Below are 25,061 nucleotides of genomic sequence, written 5' to 3'. Positions count from 1 at the left end.
ACCCGCGCCGTCGTCATCTATCTCGAATACCTCGGCACGACGCTCGGCGACCTGCTCAATGCGCGCCTGGTGCTCGAACCGTTGGCGGCCTCGCTGGCCGCCGAACGAATCGACGAAGCGGGCATCGCTCGGCTGCGGGCCGTGCTGCGGGGCGAGGAACAGTGGAAGCCCGGCCTGCCGACACCGCGGGACGAGTTCCACATCGCCCTGGCGGAGCAATCGAAAAACCCTGTTCTGCAACTGTTTATCGATGTGCTGATGCGGCTCACCACCCGCTACGCCCTGCAGTCGCGGACGGACACGGCCAGCGAGGCCATCGAGGCGGTCGACCGGATGCACGTCGACCACTCCGAGATCGTCGCGGCCGTCACGTCCGGCGACTCGGCGCGGGCCAAGACGCTCAGCGAACGACACGTCGAGGCCGTGACCGCCTGGCTGCAGCACCATCACCCCGGCAACGCGAGCAGACGACGCAGGCCGCGGCCGCTCAACATCGAGGTACCCCGCGGCAAGCTGGCGGAGATGCTGGCGGCCACGATCGGCGACGACATCGCCGCCGGCGGTTGGAAGGTCGGTTCGGTCTTCGGCACCGAGACGGCCCTCCTCGAGCGCTATCGGGTGAGCCGCGCGGTGTTTCGCGAAGCGGTGCGACTGCTCGAATACCACTCGATCGCGTATATGCGCCGCGGGCCCGGCGGCGGGCTCGTCATCGCCAAACCCCAGGCGCAGGCAAGCATTGACACCATCGCCCTGTACCTCCAGTACCGCGACCCGAGCCGCGAGGACTTACGTTGCGTCCGGGACGCCATCGAGATCGACAACGTCGCCAAGGCCGTCAAGCGGCGCGGCGAATCCGAGGTGGCCGCCTTCCTGTCCGCCCATCGGTCCGAGGTCGACGAAACACCCGGCGACGTCGCCGACGCCGCCGTCGAGGAGTTCCGGTTCCACGTCGGATTGGCCCAGCTGGCGGGCAACTCGCTCCTGGACTTGTTCCTGCGCATCATCGTCGAGTTGTTCCGGCGGCACTGGTCGAGCACCGGGCAGGCGCCGCCGACCTGGGCGGACGTCCTGGCCGTCCACCACGCTCACCTGCGGATCGTGGACGCCATCGAGGCGGGTGACGAGAGCCTGGCCCGCTATCGCGTGCGGCGTCATCTGGACGCCGCCGCGTCCTGGTGGCTGTAGTTCTCAGATGTGATCTGCAGCGCGGTATAGCGAAGGCCCGTCGGGGGTACTGGGGAGGGAGGAAGTGAACGGCCGGTCCAGCAGGGGGTTGGCATTTGTGATCGAGAGCGAGAGTGCTGGAGTGACGGCGGGCACCCAAATTGGAAAGCTTGGCCTCCTCCATTCGGCACTCATCTACCAATCCCAGCAGGAGTACCTGGACTTCGTGACCCGCTTCGTCAGCGACGGGCTGGCGATGGATGAGGCCGTAATGGTCGCCGTGCCGTCGGAACAATTGGCGCTACTCCACGACGCGCTGGGCACGTTCGAGTCGTCGGCCGATCTGCAGATGGTCGACATCACCGAGGTCGCCCGCAACCCAAGCCGGCTGATGGCAATGGAGGGGGCTTTCGTCGACGACCACCCCGACCAGCGGGTGCGGATCGTCAGTCAAGTCGCCTGGCCCGGCCGCACCGCGGAAGAGCTGGTCGCCTGCGTGGAGCACGAGGCGCTGGTCAACGGAGCAATGGACGGCTACCAGGTAACCGGTTTGTGCCTCTACGACGGGCGCCGCCTCGACGACGACGTGCTGGCGGACGCCCGAGCGACGCACCCGTTGCTATGGAGCGGCGACGCGCTGCAACGCAGCGCCGACTACGCGCCCGACGCCGCCTTGCAGCGCTGCAACCGGCCGCTGCCCGGCAATCCGGGGGCCGTCACCTACCTGGTCAAAAAGTCGTCGGACCTCAGCCCCGCGCGTTCGTTCGCCACGAATTACGCCGGGTGGATCGGGTTGTCCCAGGACGGGATCGAGGACCTGCAATTGGTGGCGACCGAGCTGGCGAGCAACAGCCTGATGTACACGGACGGCGCGTGCCAGCTCGCCTTCTGGCGCGACGACGGCTATCTGGTGTGCGAGGCGCGCGATACCGGCTGCTTCGACGATCCGCTGGTGGGCCGGATGGACCCGGGGCCGTGCGGCCCCGCCAGCCGCGGGCTGTACCTGGTCAACGCCATCTCGGACCTGGTGCGCACCCACACGACCACCAGCGGCACGACGATTCAAGCGTATCTGCGGCTCGATCCGTCGGTCGGGCCGAACGGCTAAACGCAAGCAACCCCCGGGAAGCGATTTGCCGGGGGTTGCTTGACGTAATCGGTTAGAGGCCGAGCCCGCTCGTGATGCCGCCTATGATCCCGCCCACAGTGCCACCAGTGGTGCCACCAAGAAGACCGCCGCTGCCGGCCGCTGACGAAGCACATCCCGTCGACAGGGCCAGGACCGCTACGAATCCCGCGGCAGCTGCAGCGGCCTTAAGAACCCTCTTCGTCCTCATTGAATTCATACTCGCACCTTTCATCCAAGGGGTATAGCCCCGCGCGTGTAAACGAGCACTGCAGTCAAAATATTAACTCCTATTCGACACACGTAAAGCCCTTTATCCCGCTAGTTAGAATTTGTGGATCACCCCGGGCTTAGTATCGGGGGCGTTCAGCCCAAATGATGCTGTGCCAGTGAGTAATTGGAGGAGATAACGTCAGCCGCAGACCTACGTTTGAGACGTCATTAAACAATGAATGTGGCCAACTTAGGGCACTCGATCAAGTGTCCTAAAGCGGCGATTAAACCGCGGTATGACGTCGCAATGCGATTTGCAGGCCCTGCGTGAAGGCGAGGTAATTAGTCCGTCACCGGGATGAACCCGGATAACGAAAGCGACCGCTCGGAACCGCGCCCACGCGGCGGCCAAACGGGCCGCTTGTCTACATCTTTAGATGCACTGGCCAAGGGCGTTCACCGTGCAGGTTGTGCCCGCGGTCGCTGCACAGCCCGTCGGTATCAGCAACATCGCGGCCAACCCGACGGCCACGGTGGCGACTTTGAGGGTCTTCTTGGCGTCTTTCGCCTTCATGATGAGCCTTCTTTCATCAATCGTCCGTGAGGTTGTTGCACAGCCGTTGAATGAGCAGTGCCCCAGCCCCATACCCGCTGTTCAACATGAGTAAACCAAAATCGACGAAAAATTTCGAGACCGATCGGCGCGTTATCCCGTCGCCCCGGAACTTGCACGTCAGGGCCGTATGAGGCTAATGTCGGCGCTCGTGCGTCTTCTCGAACGTGCCTTTAAGAAGGCCGTAGTAGCTAGCACCCGCAGCGGGGTCTGACCTAGACCGACCCCCCGCTGGGTCGGAAGCTACTGCCGTCGGTCACTCCTCTCGACCGAAGAAGACCGGCACGATGACTCTTTCCGAGCGGCTCAACCCGTCCAGTAACCAAGCCAGCCAATGCGCCGCCACGGTGTGGTTCGCCCAGCAGTTCGGCGCGCCGTTACCCCGCGGTCTGCGGGAACAGGCCGACACGATGTCCTGGGAGCGTTTCGTCGCGACCTACGGTCACACGGCCGGCCCGATCCGCCTCGGCAACTGGGCGTGCAGCGATACCCACCGACGGCGGGGGCCGCAGCCCCGCCACTTCCGGGCCACGATCGCCGTCGGCGACCACATCAGAACCTCAACCGCCGCAGCCGGCGGCCCGATCGCGGCGCTCAGCGCGATGCTACACGAGCGCGCAGTCCCGGTGGAAATCCTCAAATTTCACCAGCTGCGATCAGGCGGGTACACCGCGACCTTCGTCTGCGGCAGCAACGGCGCCCGCGACGAGTGGGCGATGGGCTGGTCGGACGATTCGACGCAGTCGGCACTGCGCGCGGTGATCGCCTGCGCCAACCGGTTGATCGCCTGACGCGTTCGGCGTCGCCTACAGCGGGCGCAGCACGATCGGCATGCCGTCCATCGGTATCGGCATACCGCCGTAGTCCAAGTGCGGCTGATAGCCCGGCCGGGCCAGCTCCAGCCGGTAGCGTCGCAGCAGCCGGTGCACGACGGTCTTGACCTCCAGCTGACCGAACACCATGCCGATGCACTTGTGCGCGCCGCCGCCGAACGGCGCGAAGGCGTAGCGGTGCTTCTTGTGCTCGGAGCGGGGCTCGGCGAAGCGCTCGGGATCGAATTTGTCTGGTTCGGTCCACAATTCGGGCAGCCGGTGGTTCATGCCGGGCCAGATGGTGATGTTGGTCCCGGCTGGGATGTAGTGGCCGAGCAGCTCGGTGTCGCGCACGGCCTGCCGCATGTTGAACGGCAGCGGCGTCACCATGCGCAGCGACTCGTTCATGATCAGTTCGAGCGTCTCCAGCTTCTCCAGCGCCTCGATGTCCAGCGGGCCGTCGCCGAGCCGCGCCGACTCCTCACGGGCCCGCTCCTGCCACTCCGGGTTCGCGGCCATGTTGTACACCATGGTGGTGGTCGTCGACGTCGACGTGTCGTGGGCGGCCATCATCAAGAAGATCATGTGGTTGACGATGTCTTCGTCGGTGAAGCTGTTGCCGTCGTCGTCCTCGGTGTGGCACAACACTGTGAGCATGTCATTGCCGGTGGCGTTGCGGCGCTCCTTCACCCGCTCGATGAAGTAGTCCTCGAGGAGCTTGCGGGCGCGCAGCCCTCGCCACCACTTGAACGGCGGAACGGGCTGCCGGATGATCGCGCCGCCCGCGCGCGTCGTGATCGTGAACGCCTGATTGACCTTGGTCACCAGGTCGTGGTCCGTGCCCGGCTCGTGCCCCATGAACACCAGGGACGCGACATCGAGGGTGAGTTCCTTCATCGCCGGGTGGAACAGGAACCGCGCGTCGTTGGTCGGCCAGTTGGCGACGATGTCGCTGGCCACCCGGTCGATGTGCTCGACGTAGCCGGTCAGTCGGGTGCGGGTGAAGGCCTCCTGCATGATGCGCCGGTGGTACATGTGCTCGTCGAAATCCAGCATCATCAGGCCGCGGTTGAAAAACGGCCCGATCACCGGGTGCCAGCCCTTCTGCGAGAAGTCCTTGTTCTTGTTCGAGAACACGGCCTGGGTGGCGTCGGGGCCCAGCGCGGTCACCGCCGGCATGATGGGCGAATCGAGGAAGTGCAGGGGGCCGCGGGTGCGATACAGATGCAATGCGTAGTCGGGTCCGCCCCGGAACATCTCGATGATGTGCCCGAGGATTGGAAGGCCGGCGTCACCCAGCACGGGCTTCAGGCCGCTGCCGGCGGGCGGTTCGGCCAGCACTTTGGTTTCCCAGTCGCGGCTGAGCAGACGCTTTTCGACCGCACCCATCCCCGGGATGGTGTTCAGCGTCGGGGTGAACCGGCGCCGCGCCTGGTCCAGCAGGTACTGCGGGGTGCTGATCGTGGCGGTCATAGACGCTCCTTTGCGTTCCCTCCGAGGTGACAGCCGTCACTGTCTTATAACCTTCGGAAAAAACTTGACGGCTGTCAAGTTTGCTTTTTGACCGGCGTGGTGCAAGGTCAGGGAATGAGCAGCCACGCCCCGACTCCGGAGCCGGGCGGGCAACGGCGCGGCGACAAGCAGCGCCAGGCGATCCTGCAGGCGGTGCGGGAACTGCTGCAGGAGAAGCCATTCGCGGAGCTGTCGGTCAGCACCATCAGCCTCCGGGCCGGGGTGGCCCGGTCGGGCTTCTACTTCTACTTCGACTCCAAGTACGCCGTACTCGCCCAGCTGATGGCCGAGGCCGCCGAGGAACTCGAAGAGCTAACCCAGGATTTCGCCCCTCGTCAGCCGGGCGAGTCGCCGGAGCAGTTCGCCGAGCGCATGGTCGGCAGCGCGGCGGCCGTCTATGCGCACAACGACCCGGTGATGACCGCCTGCAACGAGGCCCGCAACACCGACGTCGAGATCCGCAACCTCATGGATCAACAATTCGAGGTGGTGCTGGGTCAGATCGTCGCCATCGTCGAGGCCGAGATGAAGGCCGGGACCGCCAGCCCGATCAGCGACGACCTGCCGACACTGATCCGCACCCTGGCCGGTACCACCGCGTTGATGTTGACCGGCGACCCCATCCTGGCCGGCCGTGACAGCGATCGCGACCGCCGCGTGCGCGTGCTCGAGCGGTTGTGGCTCCACGCGCTGTGGGGCGGGCGCCCGTAGGGCGTTACCGCCGGTATCGTCACGGCAATGGGGCAGCAGGGGTATTACGCAGGCAAGCGGTGTCTGGTCACCGGCGCGGCCAGCGGCATCGGGCGGGCCACCGCGTTGCGGCTGGCCGCACAGGGCGCCGAACTCTATCTGACCGACCGTGACCGGGAGGGCCTCGAGCTCACCGTGGCCGACGCCCGCGCGCTGGGCGCCCAGGTGCCCGCACATCGGGCCCTCGACATCGCCGACTACGACCAGGTGGCGGCGTTCGCCGCCGACGTCCACCACGACCGTCCGAGCATGGACGTCGTGCTCAACGTCGCCGGAGTGTCCGCCTGGGGCACCGTCGACCGGCTGACGCACGATCAGTGGAGCAAGATGATCGCGATCAACCTGATGGGTCCGATCCACGTCATCGAATCGTTCGTGCCGCCGATGGTGGCCGCCCGCAACGGCGGGCACCTGGTCAACGTGTCGTCGGCGGCCGGGTTGGTCGCGCTTCCGTGGCATGCCGCGTACAGCGCCAGCAAGTACGGCCTGCGCGGCCTCTCGGAGGTGCTGCGCTTCGACCTGGCCCGCCACCGCATCGGGGTGTCGGTCGTGGTGCCGGGAGCGGTGAATACTCCCCTGGTCCAAACCGTCGAGATCGCCGGGGTGGACCGCGAAGACCCCAAGGTTGCGCGCTGGGTGAACCGGTTCAGCGGCCACGCCGTCTCGCCGGAGAAGGCGGCCGAGAAGATCTTGGCCGGGGTGGCCAAGAACCGCTACCTGATCTACACCTCACCGGACATCCGGGCGCTGTACGCGTTCAAGCGGCTGGCCTGGTGGCCCTACAGCGTGGCGATGCGGCAGGTCAACGTCATCTTCACCCGCGCGCTGCGGCCGGCCCCGGCGCCGCTAGTCCGGCATGGCCAGTTCGAGGCGCACCCCGAGCAGCCGGACCGGGCGGTCGAGCTCGAATAGGTCCAGCACGCGCAGCGCCGCAGCGACGATGGTGTCGCGATCGGTGGTGGGCGCCGCCAGCTTGCGGATTTTGGTGCGGGTGTAGAACGTCGCGGTTCGTACGGTAACCGCCACCCGCGTCACGATCCGGCCTGACACGAGCACGTCCGCCAACGCCTGTTCGGCCAGTTGTGTTATGGCCGAATCCATTTCGGTGCGATCGGTGAGGTCACGCGGGAAGGTGACGACGTGGCTGCGGGAGCGCGGAATCCACGGCTCGGCGCTGACACCGGTATCACCGCCGCCCTTGGCCAGTAGCAGCAGCCACAGGCCGGTGCGCGGGCCGAACACGGAAGTGAGCAGCTCGGCATCACTGTGCGCGAGCTGCCACACCGTCGTGATTCCCAGTGTGGCAAGCTTTTTCGCCGTCTTGGGGCCAACGCCCCACAGTGCGTCGACCGGGCGATCCGCCATCAGGGTCATCCAGTTCGCATCGGTGAGCGTGAAGATGCCCGCCGGTTTGGCGAAGCCGGTTGCGATCTTGGCGCGCTGCTTGTTGTCGCTGATTCCGACCGAACAGGACAGCCCGGTTTCCGACGAGATGATCGTGCGAATCTCTTCGGCCACGGCGGCCGGATCGGCCGCCGCCACCCCGACATACGCCTCGTCCCAGCCCCACACTTCGACCGGATGCCCCAAATCTCGCAATAGCCCCATCACCTGCTCGGACGCCGCGTCGTAAGCGGCCGCATCCGAGGGCAGAAACGTCGCATCGGGGCAGCGGCGCGCGGCGGCCCGCAACGGCATCCCTGCGTGCACGCCGAACTCGCGGGCCTGGTAGGAGGCGCAGGTGACGACCTTGCGGGGCTCGGACGGGTCGCCGTTGCCGCCGACGATGACCGGCAGCCCGGCCAGTTCGGGGTGGCGGCGCAACTCCACCGACGCCAGAAACTGATCGAGGTCGACGTGCAGCACCCAGGCCGGGCTCATCAGCGGCCGCAGAGCTTGCGCGCCAAGCTTTCCCAGGCATTGCCGAGGGTCTGGAGGGTATGGCCGCGATCGTTGAGCTGATGCTCGACGTAGTTCACATTGAGCAGAGCGAGCAGCGCATCGGTCTGGACGTCGAGATCGCCGGTGGTATGGGCCGCCTGGAGTAACACCCGGATGTGGGTGTGGTGCACCAAGACCGGCGCGCTGTTGCGAGTCTGGGGATCGCGGTGGGCTTCCGAGAGCAGTTCGTGATGGGCATGGACGAAGCAGATCCGCTCCCGGCCGAACGCCACCAGCCGGTCGATCGGCGGAGCGTCGGGCCCCAACGGGGGCGGGCCGAATAGAAAAGCCTGCTGGCTGGCTCGCTCGTCCTCGTCGAGCAGCACCATCATCAAGCCGGCGCGGCTGCCGAATCGGCGGAACACCGTGCCTTTGCCGACGCCGGCGGCGGCGGCAACGTCGTCCATGGTGACCGCGTCGGCGCCGCGCTCGGCGATCAGGTTTCGGGCAGCCTGGAGCAAGAGCGCCCGGTTGCGCGCCGCGTCGCCCCGCTCCTGGTGCACCACCTGCGGGGCGGACAACGGCAACGAGTCCAGCCGCTCGATCATGACTGCACTTTAGCGCCGGCCGTCGGAATAAATCGGACCTTAGTCCGGTTAGGGGGGGGCGAGGATGGAAACCGACAACCGAAGGGAACTGCAACAGTGGCAACCAAAATCTTGGCGTTGGTGGGGAGCCTTCGGGCGGCCTCGGTGAACCGACAGATCGCCCAGCTGGCAGCCGACGTCGCGCCGGGCGACGTCACCATCACGATCTTCGAAGGGCTCGGGGAGCTGCCGTTCTACAACGAGGAGATCGACGAAGCGATGACTGCCGACGCCCCCCCGCTGGGGCCGGTGACGGCCCTGCGCACCGCGGCGGCCGAGGCCGACGCCGCGCTGGTGGTCACTCCGGAATACAACGGCAGCATCCCGGCCGTCATCAAGAACGCGATCGACTGGCTGTCCCGCCCGTTCGGCGACGGCGCGCTGAAGGGCAAGCCGCTGGCGGTCATCGGGGGCTCTTTCGGCCAATACGGCGGGGTCTGGGCGCACGACGAAACCCGCAAGTCGTTCGGGATTGCCGGCGCCCGCGTGGTCGAGTCGATCAAGCTCTCGGTGCCGTTCAAAACCCTGGAAGGCAAGGCGCCCGCGGAGCACGCCGAGCTCTCGGGGAATGTACGCGATGTCGTCGGGAAACTGGTCGCCGAAGTCGACTGATTGGCGGAAGTCAACAAGCCGGCCGCCGGACGACCAGCGAGGTTGCTGTAACCGGATAGCAGAAGCCGCCAGCCCCGGCTGGCGGCTTTGCTGGCGGCGGGGCGGGTTGGGGGACCGGGCCAGCGCCGACGGGGAGTTGTCGGTGGTCGGTGATATACCCGTTCGCATGGATGACTTAGGCGAGGAATGTGACCTGCGACACGCCGGGCGTATGTCGTTCAGAGTGCTTACGACCAGCGAATTTCAGAAATGTTATTCCGAACATCTTGTATCTCGATATCTTGTCAGCCACTAGGTGTAGTGTTTTGAGCACCGGCAGATCCCAGGTTCACCAGCCCGACCGGGGCCTGGTTCACCACCCGAAATCGGCTCGATAGGTCATTCGACCCCGACGGCCGCAGGACGGGAATCGGGGGACTTGACGGGCCGCTGTAACACAGCGAGGACAGAGTTCGTTGCAGTACCCGAGTAGTTGCCAGTCCGTACAAGTCCCACCTTCCGCAAAGGAGCGGCTTCTATGACCATCACCGTGTACACCAAGCCGGCATGTGTGCAGTGCAGCGCCACGTTCAAGGCCCTGGACAAGCAGGGCATCGGCTACGAGAAGGTCGACATCACGCTGGACAACGAGGCGCGCGACTACGTGATGGCGCTGGGTTACCTGCAGGCCCCCGTCGTGGTGGCGGGAGGCGACCACTGGTCGGGGTTCCGGCCGGACCGCATCAAGGCCATCGCGGAATCGGCGCTCAGCGCCTGAGCAGTTAGCGGCGGACGTTAGGTAAGGAGGTTGCGGTGCAGTCGCGCAACCCAAGCTGGATGAGTGGCGACCCGCTTCGCCCGGTCCCCCGCGAGCGGGAGGTGCCCCCACCGCCGCGCTTGCGATCGCCACTGGTCTATTTCTCCTCCGTGTCGGAGAACACCCACCGCTTCGTGGAGAAGCTGGGTGTTCCCGCCACGCGGATACCGCTGCATGGCCGCATCGAGGTCGACGAGCCGTACGTGCTGATACTGCCCACGTACGGCGGCGGCCGGGCCACCCCAGACCTGAATGCCGGTGGCTATGTCCCCAAGCAAGTCATCGCATTCCTGAACAACGAGCACAACCGGTCGTTGATCCGCGGCGTCATCGCCGCGGGCAACAACAACTTCGGCGCCGAATTCGCCTATGCGGGCAACGTGATCTCACGCAAATGCGGCGTTCCGTACCTTTACCGCTTCGAACTGATGGGAACCCCGGACGACGTGGAAGCCGTCCGTGCGGGTCTGGAAGAATTCTGGAAGGAACAGACGTGCCACCAACCGTCACTGCAGAGCCTGTAACGTCCGGCGCGCACACGTTGCCCGGGGAGACGGACTACCACGCGCTCAACGCGATGCTGAACCTGTACGACGCCGACGGCAGGATTCAATTCGACAAGGACGTGCTGGCGGCCCGCGAGTACTTCCTGCAGCACGTCAACCAGAACACGGTCTTCTTCCACAATCAGGACGAGAAGATCGACTACCTGATTCGTGAAAACTATTACGAGCGTGAGGTTCTCGACCAGTATTCGCGCAACTTCGTCAAGGAGCTGCTGGACCGCGCGTACGCCAAGAAGTTCCGGTTCCCGACGTTCCTCGGCGCGTTCAAGTACTACACCTCCTACACACTGAAGACGTTCGACGGTAAGCGCTACCTGGAGCGCTTCGAGGACCGCGTGGTCATGGTGGCGCTCACCCTGGCCGCCGGCGACACCGGACTGGCCGAGAAGCTGGTCGACGAGATCATCGACGGCCGCTTCCAGCCGGCCACCCCGACGTTCTTGAACTCGGGCAAGAAGCAGCGCGGGGAGCCGGTGAGCTGCTTCCTGTTGCGCATCGAGGACAACATGGAGTCGATTGGGCGATCGATCAACTCCGCCCTGCAGCTTTCCAAGCGCGGCGGGGGAGTCGCGTTGCTGCTGACCAACATTCGTGAACACGGCGCGCCGATCAAGAACATCGAGAACCAGTCCTCGGGCGTCATCCCGATCATGAAGCTGCTCGAGGACTCGTTCTCCTACGCCAACCAGCTCGGGGCGCGCCAGGGGGCCGGCGCGGTGTACCTGCACGCGCATCACCCCGACATCTACCGCTTCCTGGACACCAAGCGCGAGAACGCCGACGAGAAGATCCGGATCAAGACGCTGAGCCTTGGCGTGGTGATTCCCGACATCACCTTCGAGCTGGCCAAGAAGAACGAGGACATGTACCTGTTCTCGCCGTACGACGTCGAGCGGGTCTACGGGGTGCCGTTCGCCGACATCTCGGTGACCGAGAAGTACTACGAGATGGTCGACGACGCGCGCATCCGCAAGACGAAGATCAAGGCGCGGGAGTTTTTCCAGACGCTGGCCGAGCTGCAGTTCGAGTCGGGCTACCCCTACATCATGTTCGAGGACACGGTGAACCGGGCCAATCCGATCGAGGGCAAGATCACGCACTCGAACCTGTGCTCGGAGATCCTGCAGGTGTCCACGCCGTCGGAGTTCAACGACGACCTGTCGTATTCCAAAGTGGGCAAGGACATTTCGTGCAACCTCGGGTCGCTGAACATCGCCAAGGCGATGGACTCGCCCGACTTCGCGCAGACCATCGAGGTGGCGATCCGCGCGCTGACCGCGGTGAGTGACCAGACGTCGATCACGTCGGTGCCCTCGATCGAGCAGGGCAACAACGAATCCCACGCGATCGGGCTGGGACAGATGAACCTGCACGGCTACCTCGCCCGGGAGCGCATCTTCTACGGGTCCGAGGAAGGCATCGACTTCACCAACATCTACTTCTATACGGTGCTCTACCACGCGCTGCGCGCGTCGAACCGCATCGCCATCGAACGGGGCAGGGCGTTCGGCGGTTTCGAGCGGTCGAAATACAAGTCGGGGGAGTTCTTCGACAAGTACACCGAGCAGGTGTGGGAGCCGCAGACCGAGAAGGTGCGTCAGCTCTTCGCCGACGCGGACATCCGGATCCCGACCCAGGACGACTGGAAGCGGCTGAAGGAGTCGGTGCAGGAGTACGGCATCTACAACCAGAACCTGCAGGCCGTCCCGCCAACGGGGTCGATCTCCTACATCAACCACTCCACCAGCTCGATCCACCCGATCGCCAGCAAGGTGGAGATCCGCAAGGAAGGCAAGATCGGCCGCGTCTACTACCCGGCCCCCTACATGACCAACGACAACCTGGAGTACTTCCAGGACGCCTACGAGATCGGGTACGAGAAGGTCATCGACACCTACGCCGCGGCCACCCAGCACGTGGACCAGGGGCTGTCGCTGACGCTGTTCTTCAAGGACACCGCGACCACCCGCGACGTGAACAAGGCGCAGATCTATGCCTGGCGCAAGGGCATTAAGACGCTGTACTACATCCGGCTGCGGCAGATGGCTTTGGAGGGCACCGAGGTCGAGGGCTGCGTGTCCTGCATGCTCTGATCGCCGCGTCCGGTGCCTGGCGCGCAGTCTGCCCAGGTCAGCGGCTCAGGGCGGTCCCAGAGGGGTATGGTGCTTGACGTGGTGAGAATTCCGCGACCACCCCACCCCAGCGTCAAGCCGCCGGGGGCCAAGGTCGACGCGCGCAGCGAGCGGTGGCGCGAACATCGCAAGAAGGTGCGCGGCGAGATCGTGGATGCGGCGTTTCGCGCCATCGACCGCCTAGGGCCCGAGCTGAGCGTGCGGGAGATCGCCGAGGAGGCCGGCACCGCCAAGCCGAAGATCTACCGGCATTTCCACGACAAGTCCGATCTGTTCCAGGCCATCGGGGAACGCCTGCGCGACATGCTCTGGACGGCGATCTTCCCGTCCGTCGACCTGAAGACCGACTCGGCGCGCGAGGTGATCCGTCGCGCCGTCGACGAGTACGTCGGCCTCGTCGACCAGCACCCCAACGTGCTGCGGGTGTTCATCCAGGGCCGCTCCTCGGCCAGCCCCCAGATCCTCAACGAGGGCCGCGGGATCACGTTGGCGATGGCCGACCTGTTCGACGACGAGCTGCGCGAGATGGAGCTCGACCACGCGGCGTTCGAGCTGGCCGCGCACGCGGCCTTCGGCTCGGCCGCATCGGCCACCGAGTGGTGGCTGGGCCCGGACCCGCAAAGCGCTCGCCGCATGCCGCGCGACCAGTTCGTCGCCCACCTGACGACCATCATGGTGGGGGTCATCGTCGGCACTGCCGAGGTGCTCGGCATCACGATGGACCCCGACCAGCCGGTTCACAGCGTGGTTCCCAGCAGCCCCGCGGCGAGCTGAGGACCTTTGGCACGTTGACATCGTTCCGGCGATCGTCAACACTCGTGCCATTCGATACCCTGGGTACTGGGTATTCGGGGAGCTAACAGGAAGATCGATCCACCGTGACCGACGTTGTGACACACGCCGAACCGACATCCGCACACCAGCCCGTGCATGCGCGCGCCATCATCATCGGGACCGGGTTCTCCGGCCTGGGCATGGCGATCAAGCTGCAGCAGCAAGGCGTGGACTTCGTGATCCTGGAGAAGTTCACCGACGTCGGCGGCACCTGGCGCGACAACAGTTACCCAGGCTGCGCCTGCGACATCCCGTCGCACCTGTATTCGTTCTCCTTCGAGCCCAAGCCCGACTGGAAGAACCCGTTCTCTTATCAGCCCGAGATCTGGGACTACCTCAAGGGCGTCACCGAGAAATACGGCCTGCGCCGCTACATCGAGTTCAACTCGCACGTCGATCGGGCCCACTGGGACGACGACGAGCAACGCTGGCATGTGTTCACCGAAGACGGCCGCGAATTCGTCGGGCAGTTCCTGATCTCCGGTGCGGGGGCGCTGCACATCCCGTCCCTGCCCGACATCGAGGGCCGCGACGAATTCCGCGGTCCCGCTTTCCATTCCGCGGAATGGGACCACAGCGTCGATCTGGCCGGCAAGCGGGTGGCGATGATCGGGACCGGCGCCAGCGCGATCCAGATCGTGCCGGAGATCGTCGGGCAGGTCGCCGAACTTCAGCTCTACCAACGCACTCCGCCGTGGGTGGTGCCGCGCTCCAACCCCGAGATTCCCGCGGCGCTGCGCCGGGCCATGGCGAACGTCCCCGGCTTGCGGGCGCTGGTGCGTGTGGCGATCTATTGGGGTCAAGAGGCGCTGGCCGTCGGGATGACCAAGCGCCCCAACGCGCTGAAGTTCATCGAAGCCTACGTGAAATACAACATCCGCCGGTCGGTCAAGGATCGCGAACTGCGTCGCAAGCTGACCCCGCACTATCGCATCGGCTGCAAGCGAATTCTGAACTCCTCCACCTATTACGGGGCGGTCGCGGACCCGAAGACGGAGCTGATCACCGATCACATCGCGCGGATCACGCCCAACGGGATCGTCACCGCCGACGGCAAAGAGCGCGAGGTCGACGTCATCGTGTACGGCACCGGATTCCACGTCACCGACTCCTACACCTACGTCCAGATCAAGGGCCACAACGGTGAGGACCTGGTGGACCGCTGGAACCGGGAGGGCATCGCCGCCCACCGCGGCATCACCGTCGCCGACATGCCCAACCTGTTCTTCCTGCTGGGACCGAACACCGGCCTGGGGCACAACTCGGTGGTTTTCATGATCGAGTCCCAGATTCGCTACGTGGCCAGCGCGATCAAGACCTGCGACAAGCTGGGCGTGCAGGCGCTCGCACCGACGCGCGCCGCGCAGGACGCCTTCAACGACGAGTTGCAGCGCAGGCTGGGGCCGTCGGTGTGGAACAGCGGTGGTTGCGCCAGCTGGTATCTCGACGAGCACGGCAAGAACACGGTGCTGTGGGGCGGTTACACCTGGGAGTACTGGCGGGACACCCGCTCGGTCAAGCCGGAGGAGTACGAGTTCTTCGGCAACGGGTCAAGCGCCAAGCGCTTGGCGGCGGCCGCGCAGGGCTGAGCCGACGGGCAGGCATGGCCCGAGTCGGGCTCTCGGCGCTATGCACGAATTCCTCTCTGAACGGGTTGTTGAGCCGCCGTCTGGTTTTACACTGGGAGGGAAATGACTGCCTACCAGACCGTTGTGGTCGGCACCGATGGCTCGGATTCGTCGCTGCGTGCGGTGGACCGCGCAGCCGCGATCGCTGCGCATCACGGCGCGAAATTGATCGTTGCGACCGCGCATCTTCCCGTTCCCGTGGAAAAGGGCCGCTACGCGATCCCACCGGGAAGCGACCACGGTCAGGACTACCGCACGGTGGGCGAGGCCCCTTTCTTCGCGATCCTGCAGAACGCCAGGGAGCGGGCGCACCGAGCCGGGGCCACGAACGTCGAGGAGAAGCCGGTCGTCGGCGCTCCCATCAATGCGCTGGTGCAGCTCGCCGAGGAGATCGAGGCCGACCTGCTCGTCGTCGGCAACGTCGGGCTCAGCAGCGTTGCCGGGCGGCTCCTGGGATCGGTCCCATCCGAGGTCTCCCGCAGGGCCAGAACCGACGTGCTGATCGTCTACACCACCGACTGAGGCATCGATCGTTTGGCGCCCGCCGTCACGCGCCAACCGTTGGGCCGTGTCCGCGTAGCAGCTTCGCGAAAGCGGCCGCAGCCGCGTCGACGCCGGCCTCGTCGTTCGTGGCGACCAGGTCCAGCAGCAGGCCACGGGTGACGGCCAGCCCCAGCCTCGCCATCGCGCCGTCATAGGGGACGCCGGCGGCGGCGTTCTCGACCTCACGCAGCCAGCCATCGACCGCCCCGGGAACCATTCGCGTGAAAGGCTTTTCGCCCTGGGCCGCGCGCGAGTAGCACTCGAAGAAGAGCCGCTCCAGCCGGCGCAGGTCCGGGCGGCGAAGGTCGGCCCACATGGCGGCGAAGCCCTCGGCCGGATCGGTGGGCAAGTCGGGGACCATGGCCATCTGGCGGCGCTCGGCCTCCTCCACGACCGCGATCAGCAGATCTTCTCGAGAACCGAAGTGGTGCAATAACATTCGGTGACTGGTGCCGACCGCGGCCGCGACATCGCGGAGCGAGCGGTTGCCGATGCCGTTCGCGGCGAACTCGTCGAACAGGGCATGCAGTAGTTCGCCGCGCCGCAGCGAGTCAGGTGTGCGAGCCATTGGCGCGGCTGAGCTGCTCAGACCGGGCCTTGAGTCCTTGCGCCTCGAGTTCCAGGAATCGCTTGGTCTTGTTGAGCATCAGTCGCCCGACCAGCGCTCCGAGCAGACCGCGCTGATCCAATTGCTGGCGCACCAGGGTCCGGCCGCCGGGTTGCGGGATCACGTCGTGCCGGGCGCTCACCCGCACGCCGGGGGAGCGTTGCACCCAGGTCCATGACGCTCCCGGATCGATCTCGGTGACCTTCCAGACCAGCTTCGACATGCCGGGCTGCTTGATGGTGAACCGCTTGCCGACCCCGAGCGCGGGGCCGTCCCGTCCGACGAGCGACGTCACCGAGGCGGTCCACCCGGGCCAGCGTTCCACGTCGCTGAAGACATCCCACACCAGCTGCGGCGACGCATCGATCTCGACACTGTCTTCGGTAATCATGTACCAAATGGTACATCCTGCGTGCGGTCCTGGGTGGATACTGGGAGGGGAGTCCAAATGAATGCTGGGTGTGTCCGCGACACGCAAACACAAGCACTTGTGTTCCGCTCCGTTGTCGTACCCCAGGGGTAGTGTTTGGAGCCTGACGTCCCTCAGGCAAAACGGCGGGTGAAGTGGGGTTCTGGTGACCGAAAACATGAAGCTGATTGACCGCGTTTCGGCGATCAACTGGAACCGGCTGCAGGACGAGAAGGACGCCGAGGTCTGGGACCGGCTGACCGGGAACTTCTGGCTGCCCGAGAAGGTGCCGGTGTCCAACGACCTCCCGTCGTGGGCAACGCTGACGCCCGGCGAGAAGCAGCTGACGATGCGGGTGTTCACCGGGCTGACGCTGCTGGACACCATCCAGGGCACGGTCGGCGCGGTCAGCCTCATCCCGGATGCGCTGACGCCGCACGAGGAAGCCGTCTACACCAACATCGCGTTCATGGAGTCGGTGCACGCGCGCAGCTACAGCAACATCTTCTCCACGCTGTGCTCGACCGCCGAGATCGACGACGCCTTCCGCTGGTCGGAGGAGAACCCCAACCTGCAGCGCAAAGCTGAGATCGTCATGCAGTACTACAAGGGCGACGAGCCGCTCAAGCGCAAGGTGGCCTCCACGCTGCTGGAGAGCTTCCTGTTCTACTCCGGCTTCTACCTGCCGATGTACTGGTCGAGCCGGGCCAAGCTGACCAACACCGCCGACATGATCCGGCTGATCATCCGCGACGAGGCTGTGCACGGCTACTACATCGGCTACAAGTACCAGCGTGGGCTGGCGCTGGTCGACGAGGCCAAACGCGCCGAGCTCAAGGACTACACCTACGAGCTGCTCTTCGAGCTCTACGACAACGAGGTGGAGTACACCCAGGACCTCTACGACGAGGTCGGGCTGACCGAGGACGTCAAGAAGTTCCTGCGCTACAACGCCAACAAGGCGCTGATGAACCTCGGCTACGAGGCGCTGTTCCCGCGGGACGAGACCGACGTGAACCCGGCGATCCTGTCGGCGCTCTCACCCAACGCCGACGAGAACCACGACTTCTTCTCCGGTTCGGGTTCGTCCTACGTGATCGGCAAGGCCGTCGTCACCGAGGACGAGGACTGGGACTTCTAAAACCGCAGGTTGTTGAGAATCGGGCCGGCCGCACACGTCGGGGGGGAGGGACTGGGGCCGGCCCGATCTTCTATTCAGACACCGGCTGGGCCGATTTTCTTCCCGCAGGATTTTTGGCGCTCGATGCCGGCGCCGGCACCCAGGCCTGCAATACTTTGCGGCCGATCAACTGGCAGCCGTGGGTATGCGCCAATTGCTTTGCGGCCCTGGTGAATTCCTGATTGCTCACCACGATGCTCCTGGCGCACCCATGGTGGCGGGCGCCGGAGACCACCTGCTGGACGGCGGCGACGCCCACCGATTTGCCGTAGCGCTTGCACTGGACCGCCACCGAGTGGCCGTCCTTTTCCGCGATCAGGTCGACTCCGTAGTCGCCGACTGGCGGCGTGAACGCGACCCGCCAGCCCGCGCGGCGCAGGCGGGCGGCCACGTAGCCCTCGAACTCCACCCCGTCCATCGCGTCAACGGCCGCGAATACGGCCCGTCCCCCGCGCGGCCATTGACGGTTGGTTGACCACCCGACCAGCACCTCGAGCAGCAGCATCAGGTAAAACGCCACGAAACCCATCCCGGGGCTGTGGTCGACGACGCCGACGACCACGCCGCAGGCCAACGGGAGCACGACGAGCGCCTTGAGCACGCCTCGATCGTAGGGATGGGCAACGACAAGACGGGCCATTTAACCTCAGGCGCCGCGCCCGACCCGGACATGTTCGGGCAATGAACGGCTTGTGAATTGTGGAGACGGAGCGACGGCTCGCTAGCGCCGGCGATGCGACTGCCTGACACTGTTCAGGTGACGAAAACCGCATCCTCCGAGAAGGATCACCGCCACCATTTCTGCCGTTCAGTGATCCAGTGGCTGCAGGTCGGCTACCCGAACGGCGTCCCCGGCCCGGACCGCGTGCCGCTGATGGCATTGCTGCGCAGCACACCGCTGACCGAAGACCAGATCCGCGAGGTGGTGCGCCACATCACCGCGCAGGAAGGGTCTCCGGAGACCATCGATCACCCGATCGATCGCGACGAAATCGCCGAATTCATCTCCGACATGACGCAATTCGACGCCGGCAAGGAAAACATCATCCGGGTGGCCGCCACGTTGGCCGCGGCCGGATGGCCGCTGGCCGGCATCGACGTCAGCGAGGTCGTTCCCGACGACGAGCACGCGGAGGCGGCCGAAGTCATCGCCCGCGACTGCGCGCCCGATGAACCGTCCGAGGTCGCCTCATAGCTTCGAGATGTCGATGACGAAGCGATAGCGAACGTCGCTCGCCAGGACGCGCTCGTAGGCCTCGTTGATGTAATCCGGCTCGATCAGCTCGATTTCGGGCGTCACGTCGTGTTCGGCGCAGAAGTCCAGCATTTCCTGGGTTTCGGCGATCCCGCCGATGTTCGACCCGGAGAGGCTGCGCCGCGCCAGCGCCAACGGGAACGCCCCCACTTCCATGGGGTGCTCGGGAATGCCCAATTCGACGAGGGTGCCGTCGACGTCGAGCAGGCTGAGGTAGTCATTCAGTTTCAGGTTCGCCGAGACGGTGTTCAGGATCAGGTCGAAGCTGTTCCGCAACTTCTTGAAGGTGTCGCGATCGGCGGTGGCGTAGTAGTGCTTGGCGCCCAGCCGCAGGCCGTCCTCCATCTTCTTCAGCGACTGCGACAGCACGGTCACCTCGGCGCCCATCGCCGCGCCGAGCTTGACGCCCATGTGCCCCAGGCCACCGAGGCCGATGATCGCCAGCCGCGTGCCCTCGCCGGCCTTCCAGTGCCGCAGCGGTGAGAACAGCGTGACGCCCGCGCACAGCAGCGGCGCCGCCTTGTCCAGCGGCAGCGAGTCGGGGATGCGCACCACGAAGTTCTCGTCGACGACGACGCCCTGGCTGTAGCCGCCCTGCGTCGGCGTGCCGTCTTTGTCGATGGAGTTGTAGGTGAAGGTCGCGCCGGGCTTGCAGTACTGCTCGAGCCCGGCCTTGCAGCTGCTGCACTGGCCGCAGGAGTTCACCATGCAGCCCACGCCGACGTGGTCGCCGACCTTGTACTTGCTGACCTCGGAGCCAACCGCGGAGACGACGCCGGCGATCTCATGGCCGGGCACCACGGGGTAGTTCGGTGTGCCCCACTCGGCCTTGACGGTGTGGATATCGGAGTGGCAGATCCCGGCGAACTTGATGTCGATCGCTACGTCGTGTGGGCCGGGGTCACGCCGCTCGATGGTGGTCTTGGTCAACGGTTCGGTCGCCGAGGTTGCGGCGTAGGCCGAAACAGTGCTCATGGATATCCCTCTTCGATGTGGTCGCGTCTGTAAAAAGTTTAGCTAAGGTAATGTTCCCGGGCCACCGGGGGGCGCTCGGTATCACCTTAGGGCCGGGGTACCCGCTCGCTTGCGCGCTAGTTGATGGGGGCGTTGACCAGGCGGAGGTCGTCGACGATGCCGCGGGCCGCGACCAGGCCCTCGCCGGTCTGCCACAGCTCGTCGTTGACGACGTAGACGCGGTTGTCGTGGTTGGCGGACAGCTTGCGCCACGGGTTGCTGTCCAGCACGGTGGCGGCGCGCTGGGCGGCCGCCGGTGACGCACACGACACATAGACGACGTCGGCATCGGCGGCGGAGAGGTTCGGGTTCTTGGTCAGGTCGTCGTCGGTGGCGCGGATCTCGATGTACGGCTTGTCGGTGAACCGCTGGGCTGCCGGCCGGTCCACCCCGACGGCGCCCAGCACGCTGGCCGGGAAGTTGTTGGTGCCGTAGATCCGGATCGTGTCGGTGGTCAGCTGCACGATGGACGCTTGGAAGTGGGACGCGTCATGCCTGGCGCCGACGTCGCTGGCCCGCCGCGAAAAGCCGTTGAGCAGCGCGTCCATCGCGGCACCGCGCGCCGTCGCGGCGCCCACGCCGCGCAGGTTCTCTTCCCAGGCGGGGCCGGGGGCCGCGGTGAACACCGTCGGGGCGATCGCGGCCAGTTGCGGATACAGCCTGGGCGTCAACCCCTGCGAGCCCAGGATGAGGTCGGGGTGGGTGGCCGCGATGCCGGCCAGGTCCGGGTTGCTGCGGGTACCGACACCGGGCACGCCGCGCACAGCGCTGCCCAGGTAGGCGGGCTGGCTCGAGGACCCGTCCGGCAGCGCGGCGGCGACCACCCGCGATTGCAGGCCGAGCGCGCACAGGGCGTCGAGCTGGTCTCCGGAGAGCACCACGATGCGCTGAGGCTCGGCGGGCACCTGCACCACGTCCGGATTGACGCCGGCCGCGTTGTGGGCCTGCCGGGTCTTCGGCCCCGGATCGGCCGCGGCGGCATCCCGTGCGCACGACTCGTCGGGGCGGCGGTCGTTTCCGAGTACGCCCGCCCCGGCGATCTGGGTGGTGGGGGTGACCAGCGTGGGAGTCGGCGCCTTGGTCCCGGGCTTGCCGGATCCGCAGCCACTGCATGCGACGGCGACCGCCGCCGCCAGCGCGGCGGCCGCGCGCAGGGACGCGGGTCGGGTCACGCCGAAAAGCACGCGTCAGACGCTAACACCCGCCCGCGCGCAGCCCGGCACTCCGAACCGACACGCCGCGCCGCCGAGCCGTTTACGACAGTTTGTAGGACCAGGCCTGACGTCGGCATGATCGACGGTTAAGATTCGTGTCAGCTCTGTTTTTGGGCCCCTGTCCTATCCGGATGTTTGGAGAAGCTGTTGACAGCCGAAGCGCCCCCCTTGGGAGAACTCGAGGCCGTTCGTCCGTACCCGGACCGGACCGGCCCCAAAGGGAACCTCGTCTACAAACTGATCACCACCACCGATCACAAGATGATCGGCATCATGTACACGGTCACCTGCTTCGTCTTCTTCTTCATCGGCGGACTGATGGCCCTGTTGATGCGCACCGAGCTGGCCGCGCCGGGACTGCAGTTCCTGTCGAATGAGCAGTACAACCAGCTGTTCACCATGCACGGCACGATCATGCTGCTGCTTTACGCGACGCCGGTCGTGTTCGGGTTCGCCAACCTGGTGCTGCCGCTGCAGATCGGCGCGCCCGACGTGGCTTTCCCGCGGCTGAACGCCTTCTCGTTCTGGTTGTTCCTGTTCGGCGGCCTGACCGCGTCGGCCGGCTTCATCGTCCCGGGTGGGGCCGCTGACTTCGGCTGGACGGCCTACACGCCGCTATCCGACGCCGTCCACTCGCCCGGCGCCGGGGGAGACCTGTGGATCACGGGCCTGATCGTCGCCGGTCTGGGCACCATCCTGGGTGCGGTCAACATGATCACCACCGTGGTGTGCATGCGCGCACCCGGCATGACCATGTTCCGGATGCCGATCTTCACGTGGAACATCCTCGTGACGTCGATCCTGATCCTGATCGCGTTCCCGATCCTGACCGCCGCGCTGTTCGGGCTGGCCGCCGATCGACATCTAGGGGCCCACGTCTACGACGCGGCCAACGGCGGGGTGCTGCTGTGGCAACACCTGTTCTGGTTCTTCGGCCATCCCGAGGTGTACATCATCGCCTTGCCGTTCTTCGGGATCATCACCGAGATCATCCCGGTGTTCTCCCGCAAGCCGGTATTCGGTTACACCACCCTGGTTTACGCGACGCTGTCGATCGCCGCGTTGTCGGTGGCGGTGTGGGCGCACCACATGTTCGCCACCGGAGCCGTTCTGCTGCCGTTCTTTTCGTTCATGACGTATCTGATCGCGGTGCCCACCGGGATCAAGTTCTTCAACTGGATCGGCACGATGTGGAAGGGGCAAATCACCTTCGAGACCCCCATGCTGTTCTCGGTGGGCTTCCTGGTGACCTTCCTGCTGGGCGGTCTGACCGGCGTGATGCTGGCCAGCCCCCCGCTGGACTTCCACGTCACCGACACCTACTTCGTGGTCGCGCACTTCCACTACGTGCTGTTCGGCACGATCGTGTTCGCGACGTTCGCCGGCGTCTACTTCTGGTTCCCGAAGATGACGGGCCGGCTGCTCGACGAGCGGCTGGGCAAGCTGCACTTCTGGCTGACCTTCATCGGCTTCCACACCACCTTCCTGGTGCAGCACTGGCTCGGCGACATGGGCATGCCCCGCCGCTACGCCGACTACCTGCCCTCGGATGGCTTCCAGCCGTACAACATCGCCTCGACGGTCGGCGCCTTCATCCTGGGCGCGTCGATGTTCCCGTTCGTCTGGAACGTCTTCAAGAGCTGGCGCTACGGCGAGGTCGTGACCGTCGACGACCCGTGGGGTTACGGCAACTCGCTGGAGTGGGCGACCAGTTGCCCGCCGCCGCGGCACAACTTCACCGAGCTGCCCCGGATCCGTTCGGAGCGACCGGCTTTCGAGCTGCACTACCCGCACATGGTGGAGCGGCTGCGTGCCGAGGCGCATGTGGGGCGCCACGCCACGGCTCTCGAATCGCCGAAGGGATTCGGTCCGCGCACCGAGCCCGATCGCTCGACCCCTGAGCAGTAGCGGCTGAGTCGGGGGTGAGCACACCACCGAAGGTGTCGGTGCTGATCACCGTCACCGGAGTGGACCAACCGGGCGTCACCTCGGCCCTGTTCGAGGCGCTCTCCGGGCACGGCGTCGAGCTGCTCAATGTCGAACAGGTGGTGATTCGGCACCGCCTGACCCTGGGCGTGCTGGTGTGTTGTCCCGCGGACGTCGCCGACAGCCCCGAGTTTCGCCGTGACGTCGAATCGGCCATCCGCGGCGTGGGTCTCGACGTCAGCATCGAGCACAGCGACGACGTGGAGATCATCCGGGAGCCCTCGACGCACACCATCTTCGTGCTGGGCCGGCCCATCACCGCCGGCGCGTTCGGCGCGGTGGCCGGGGCGGTGGCCGGCCTGGGAGTCAACATCGACCTCATCCGCGGTGTCTCCGACTACCCGGTGACCGGCCTGGAACTGCGGGTCTCGGTGCCGTCGGGGTCGGAAGCCGTGCTGCGGACGGCGCTGAACCAGGTGTCCGCCGAGAAGCGCGTCGACGTGGCCGTCGAGGACTACACCCTGGAGCGGCGGGCCAAGCGGCTGATCGTGTTCGACGTGGACTCGACGCTGGTGCAGGGCGAGGTGATCGAGATGCTGGCCGCTCGGGCGGGCGCTGAGGGGAAGGTCGCCGCCATCACCGACGCAGCCATGCGGGGCGAGCTGGACTTCGCGCAGTCGCTCGAACAGCGGGTGGCCACCCTGGCGGGTCTGCCGGCCACCGTGATCGGCGAGGTCGCCGATCAGCTGGAGCTGATGCCCGGGGCCCGGACCACGCTGCGGACGTTGCGGCGCTTGGGTTTTCACTGCGGTGTAGTGTCCGGCGGCTTCCGGGGGATCATCGAGCCGTTGGCCGAGGAGCTGATGCTGGACTACGTCGCCGCCAATGAGCTGGAGATCGTCGAGGGCAAACTCACCGGGCGGGTCGTCGGCCCCATCATCGACCGCGCGGGCAAGGCCGCGGCGCTGCGGGAGTTCGCGGAGCGGGCCGGAGTTCCGATGCCGCAGACCGTCGCCGTCGGCGACGGCGCCAACGACATCGACATGCTCGCGGCGGCCGGGCTGGGGATAGCGTTCAACGCCAAACCGGCGTTGCGAGAGGTGGCCGACGCCTCGCTCAGCCACCCGTACCTGGACACGGTGTTGTTTCTGCTGGGCGTGACCCGCGGCGAAATCGAGGCCGCCGACGCGGTGGACGGGGAGGTCCGCAGGGTGGAGATCCCGCCCGACGAGTAGCGGCCCCGGTACGGCACGATGGTCGGGTGCCCAAAAACGGACGCCGGAGGTGAGCCTCGAGGATTCGAGAGAATCCGGGGGTGGAGCCGACCAGATGAGTGAGGCAGCCGACCCCGATCTGCTGATCGACTTCAGGAAGGTGTCGCTGCGGCGCGGCGGCCACACCCTCGTCGGGCCGTTGGATTGGGCGGTCGAACTCGACGAGCGCTGGGTGATCGTCGGCCCGAACGGGGCCGGCAAGACGTCGCTGCTGCGGATTGCCGCGGCCGCCGAGCACCCCTCGTCGGGCGCGGCCTTCGTGCTCGGCGAGCGGCTGGGCCGGGTCGACGTGTCGGAGTTGCGCTCCCGCCAGCCTGTCTCTTATACACATCTGACGCTGCCGACGATCGCAT

The 25,061-nt window shown here is 66.0% G+C and carries 26 protein-coding genes; 17 read left to right on the top strand and 9 right to left on the bottom strand.

Translation table 11 applies throughout. The features are described 5' to 3' along the window. Together A5781_RS20555 and A5781_RS20550 are read left to right on the top strand one after the other, a co-directional pair. Positions 1-1,185: FadR/GntR family transcriptional regulator (locus A5781_RS20555; RefSeq protein ID WP_067210915.1), on the top strand; the 1,185-nt coding region annotated here is incomplete at its 5' end. A gap of 97 nt (positions 1,186-1,282) precedes the next feature. Beyond that, complete coding sequence (locus A5781_RS20550) at positions 1,283-2,272, top strand: sensor histidine kinase (protein WP_067210911.1); 990 nt, start codon at positions 1,283-1,285, stop codon at positions 2,270-2,272. Positions 2,273-2,936: 664 nt separating this feature from the next. Here the strand turns inward: A5781_RS20550 and A5781_RS25720 are convergent. Beyond that, entirely contained in the window at positions 2,937-3,077 is a 141-nt protein-coding gene (locus tag A5781_RS25720; RefSeq protein WP_156624896.1) for a hypothetical protein, read from the bottom strand. Positions 3,078-3,403: 326 nt separating this feature from the next. On the opposite strand from A5781_RS25720, the gene A5781_RS20545 reads away from it, so the two are divergent. Next, positions 3,404-3,907 carry a homocitrate synthase gene (locus A5781_RS20545; protein ID WP_067210908.1) on the top strand — a complete coding sequence of 168 codons (504 nt, stop codon included), beginning with the start codon at positions 3,404-3,406 and terminating at the stop codon, positions 3,905-3,907. A 15-nt stretch (positions 3,908-3,922) separates the two neighbouring features. On the opposite strand, the gene A5781_RS20540 is transcribed toward A5781_RS20545, so the two are convergent. Beyond that, positions 3,923-5,401 (bottom strand): cytochrome P450, encoded by a 1,479-nt coding sequence (locus A5781_RS20540; protein ID WP_067210905.1) that lies wholly within the window; start codon positions 5,399-5,401, stop codon positions 3,923-3,925. A 114-nt stretch (positions 5,402-5,515) separates the two neighbouring features. On the opposite strand from A5781_RS20540, the gene A5781_RS20535 reads away from it, so the two are divergent. Beyond that, on the top strand, positions 5,516-6,151 hold the full coding sequence (locus A5781_RS20535) for a TetR/AcrR family transcriptional regulator (RefSeq protein WP_067210901.1): 636 nt from the start codon (positions 5,516-5,518) through the stop codon (positions 6,149-6,151). Positions 6,152-6,178: 27 nt separating this feature from the next. Further along, a complete protein-coding gene (locus A5781_RS20530) occupies positions 6,179-7,102 on the top strand; it encodes an SDR family oxidoreductase (protein WP_067210898.1) in 924 nt (307 codons plus the stop codon). On the opposite strand, the gene A5781_RS20525 is transcribed toward A5781_RS20530, so the two are convergent. After that, on the bottom strand, positions 7,037-8,071 hold the full coding sequence (locus tag A5781_RS20525) for a DNA polymerase IV (RefSeq protein WP_067210896.1): 1,035 nt from the start codon (positions 8,069-8,071) through the stop codon (positions 7,037-7,039). The two genes, A5781_RS20530 and A5781_RS20525, sit on opposite strands and share 66 nt — an antisense overlap. Further along, a complete protein-coding gene (locus tag A5781_RS20520) occupies positions 8,071-8,679 on the bottom strand; it encodes a TetR/AcrR family transcriptional regulator (RefSeq protein WP_067210894.1) in 609 nt (202 codons plus the stop codon). The genes A5781_RS20525 and A5781_RS20520 overlap by 1 nt, the downstream gene beginning before the upstream one ends. 96 nt (positions 8,680-8,775) lie before the next feature. On the opposite strand from A5781_RS20520, the gene A5781_RS20515 reads away from it, so the two are divergent. From A5781_RS20515 to A5781_RS20485, 7 genes are all read left to right on the top strand, one after another. After that, positions 8,776-9,330: an NAD(P)H-dependent oxidoreductase gene (locus A5781_RS20515; RefSeq protein WP_067210891.1), complete on the top strand. Its 555-nt coding sequence runs from the start codon at positions 8,776-8,778 to the stop codon at positions 9,328-9,330. Positions 9,331-9,847: 517 nt separating this feature from the next. After that, a complete protein-coding gene (locus A5781_RS20510) occupies positions 9,848-10,087 on the top strand; it encodes a redoxin NrdH (protein WP_067210888.1) in 240 nt (79 codons plus the stop codon). 35 nt (positions 10,088-10,122) lie between these two features. Beyond that, a complete protein-coding gene (gene nrdI / locus A5781_RS20505; RefSeq protein ID WP_231987225.1) occupies positions 10,123-10,650 on the top strand; it encodes a class Ib ribonucleoside-diphosphate reductase assembly flavoprotein NrdI in 528 nt (175 codons plus the stop codon). Then, positions 10,620-12,785, top strand: coding sequence for a class 1b ribonucleoside-diphosphate reductase subunit alpha (gene nrdE / locus A5781_RS20500; protein ID WP_067210884.1), 2,166 nt, complete (start codon positions 10,620-10,622; stop codon positions 12,783-12,785). Before nrdI ends, nrdE begins: the two co-directional genes overlap by 31 nt. A gap of 78 nt (positions 12,786-12,863) precedes the next feature. Then, complete coding sequence (locus tag A5781_RS20495) at positions 12,864-13,598, top strand: TetR/AcrR family transcriptional regulator (RefSeq protein WP_156624893.1); 735 nt, start codon at positions 12,864-12,866, stop codon at positions 13,596-13,598. Between the two features lie 104 nt (positions 13,599-13,702). Then, the gene (locus tag A5781_RS20490) at positions 13,703-15,247 is read left to right on the top strand and encodes an NAD(P)/FAD-dependent oxidoreductase (protein WP_067210881.1); all 1,545 of its coding nucleotides are present in this window, start codon (positions 13,703-13,705) and stop codon (positions 15,245-15,247) included. A 102-nt stretch (positions 15,248-15,349) separates the two neighbouring features. Beyond that, on the top strand, positions 15,350-15,808 hold the full coding sequence (locus tag A5781_RS20485) for a universal stress protein (RefSeq protein WP_067210878.1): 459 nt from the start codon (positions 15,350-15,352) through the stop codon (positions 15,806-15,808). A 25-nt stretch (positions 15,809-15,833) separates the two neighbouring features. Here A5781_RS20485 and A5781_RS20480 read toward each other — a convergent pair whose 3' ends face one another. Continuing rightward, entirely contained in the window at positions 15,834-16,397 is a 564-nt protein-coding gene (locus tag A5781_RS20480) for a TetR/AcrR family transcriptional regulator (RefSeq protein ID WP_067210875.1), read from the bottom strand. Continuing rightward, positions 16,381-16,827, bottom strand: a complete 447-nt coding sequence (locus A5781_RS20475) for an SRPBCC family protein (RefSeq protein WP_067210873.1) — start codon at positions 16,825-16,827, stop codon at positions 16,381-16,383. The genes A5781_RS20480 and A5781_RS20475 overlap by 17 nt, the downstream gene beginning before the upstream one ends. Positions 16,828-17,011: 184 nt before the next feature. On the opposite strand from A5781_RS20475, the gene nrdF reads away from it, so the two are divergent. Continuing rightward, complete coding sequence (gene nrdF / locus A5781_RS20470; protein WP_170826133.1) at positions 17,012-17,986, top strand: class 1b ribonucleoside-diphosphate reductase subunit beta; 975 nt, start codon at positions 17,012-17,014, stop codon at positions 17,984-17,986. Positions 17,987-18,056: 70 nt separating this feature from the next. On the opposite strand, the gene A5781_RS20465 is transcribed toward nrdF, so the two are convergent. Beyond that, positions 18,057-18,665: a restriction endonuclease gene (locus A5781_RS20465; protein WP_082939457.1), complete on the bottom strand. Its 609-nt coding sequence runs from the start codon at positions 18,663-18,665 to the stop codon at positions 18,057-18,059. A gap of 117 nt (positions 18,666-18,782) precedes the next feature. Here A5781_RS20465 and A5781_RS20460 point away from each other — a divergent pair, with 117 nt between their 5' ends. Continuing rightward, a complete protein-coding gene (locus A5781_RS20460) occupies positions 18,783-19,220 on the top strand; it encodes a DUF3349 domain-containing protein (protein WP_067210862.1) in 438 nt (145 codons plus the stop codon). Here A5781_RS20460 and A5781_RS20455 read toward each other — a convergent pair. After that, positions 19,215-20,255 carry an NAD(P)-dependent alcohol dehydrogenase gene (locus tag A5781_RS20455; RefSeq protein WP_067210859.1) on the bottom strand — a complete coding sequence of 347 codons (1,041 nt, stop codon included), beginning with the start codon at positions 20,253-20,255 and terminating at the stop codon, positions 19,215-19,217. The genes A5781_RS20460 and A5781_RS20455 overlap by 6 nt on opposite strands. A gap of 116 nt (positions 20,256-20,371) precedes the next feature. Then, on the bottom strand, positions 20,372-21,478 hold the full coding sequence (locus A5781_RS20450; RefSeq protein WP_067210855.1) for an iron-siderophore ABC transporter substrate-binding protein: 1,107 nt from the start codon (positions 21,476-21,478) through the stop codon (positions 20,372-20,374). A gap of 177 nt (positions 21,479-21,655) precedes the next feature. On the opposite strand from A5781_RS20450, the gene ctaD reads away from it, so the two are divergent. The 3 genes from ctaD to A5781_RS20435 form a co-directional block, all read left to right on the top strand. Beyond that, positions 21,656-23,416, top strand: coding sequence for a cytochrome c oxidase subunit I (ctaD, locus tag A5781_RS20445; protein ID WP_067210920.1), 1,761 nt, complete (start codon positions 21,656-21,658; stop codon positions 23,414-23,416). Positions 23,417-23,430: 14 nt separating this feature from the next. After that, positions 23,431-24,669 carry a phosphoserine phosphatase SerB gene (gene serB, locus A5781_RS20440; protein WP_067210852.1) on the top strand — a complete coding sequence of 413 codons (1,239 nt, stop codon included), beginning with the start codon at positions 23,431-23,433 and terminating at the stop codon, positions 24,667-24,669. A gap of 94 nt (positions 24,670-24,763) precedes the next feature. Next, positions 24,764-25,061: ATP-binding cassette domain-containing protein (locus A5781_RS20435; protein ID WP_156624890.1), on the top strand; the 298-nt coding region annotated here is incomplete at its 3' end.

Origin of the sequence: Mycobacterium sp. 852002-30065_SCH5024008 (assembly GCF_001665645.1) — a bacterium.
Classification (GTDB): domain Bacteria; phylum Actinomycetota; class Actinomycetes; order Mycobacteriales; family Mycobacteriaceae; genus Mycobacterium; species Mycobacterium paraffinicum.
This window is presented reverse-complemented; position numbering and strand designations above follow the sequence as displayed.

Bases quoted from the DNA above. Each gene is read 5' to 3' on its own strand.
- A5781_RS25720 (WP_156624896.1), bottom strand. From the start codon at position 3,077: ATGAAGGCGAAAGACGCCAAGAAGACCCTCAAAGTCGCCACCGTGGCC.
- A5781_RS20545 (WP_067210908.1), top strand. From the start codon at position 3,404: ATGACTCTTTCCGAGCGGCTCAACCCGTCCAGTAACCAAGCCAGCCAA.
- A5781_RS20540 (WP_067210905.1), bottom strand. From the start codon at position 5,401: ATGACCGCCACGATCAGCACCCCGCAGTACCTGCTGGACCAGGCGCGG.
- A5781_RS20535 (WP_067210901.1), top strand. From the start codon at position 5,516: ATGAGCAGCCACGCCCCGACTCCGGAGCCGGGCGGGCAACGGCGCGGC.
- A5781_RS20530 (WP_067210898.1), top strand. From the start codon at position 6,179: ATGGGGCAGCAGGGGTATTACGCAGGCAAGCGGTGTCTGGTCACCGGC.
- A5781_RS20525 (WP_067210896.1), bottom strand. From the start codon at position 8,071: ATGAGCCCGGCCTGGGTGCTGCACGTCGACCTCGATCAGTTTCTGGCG.
- A5781_RS20520 (WP_067210894.1), bottom strand. From the start codon at position 8,679: ATGATCGAGCGGCTGGACTCGTTGCCGTTGTCCGCCCCGCAGGTGGTG.
- A5781_RS20510 (WP_067210888.1), top strand. From the start codon at position 9,848: ATGACCATCACCGTGTACACCAAGCCGGCATGTGTGCAGTGCAGCGCC.
- A5781_RS20485 (WP_067210878.1), top strand. From the start codon at position 15,350: ATGACTGCCTACCAGACCGTTGTGGTCGGCACCGATGGCTCGGATTCG.
- A5781_RS20480 (WP_067210875.1), bottom strand. From the start codon at position 16,397: ATGGCTCGCACACCTGACTCGCTGCGGCGCGGCGAACTACTGCATGCC.
- A5781_RS20475 (WP_067210873.1), bottom strand. From the start codon at position 16,827: ATGATTACCGAAGACAGTGTCGAGATCGATGCGTCGCCGCAGCTGGTG.
- A5781_RS20465 (WP_082939457.1), bottom strand. From the start codon at position 18,665: ATGGCCCGTCTTGTCGTTGCCCATCCCTACGATCGAGGCGTGCTCAAG.
- A5781_RS20455 (WP_067210859.1), bottom strand. From the start codon at position 20,255: ATGAGCACTGTTTCGGCCTACGCCGCAACCTCGGCGACCGAACCGTTG.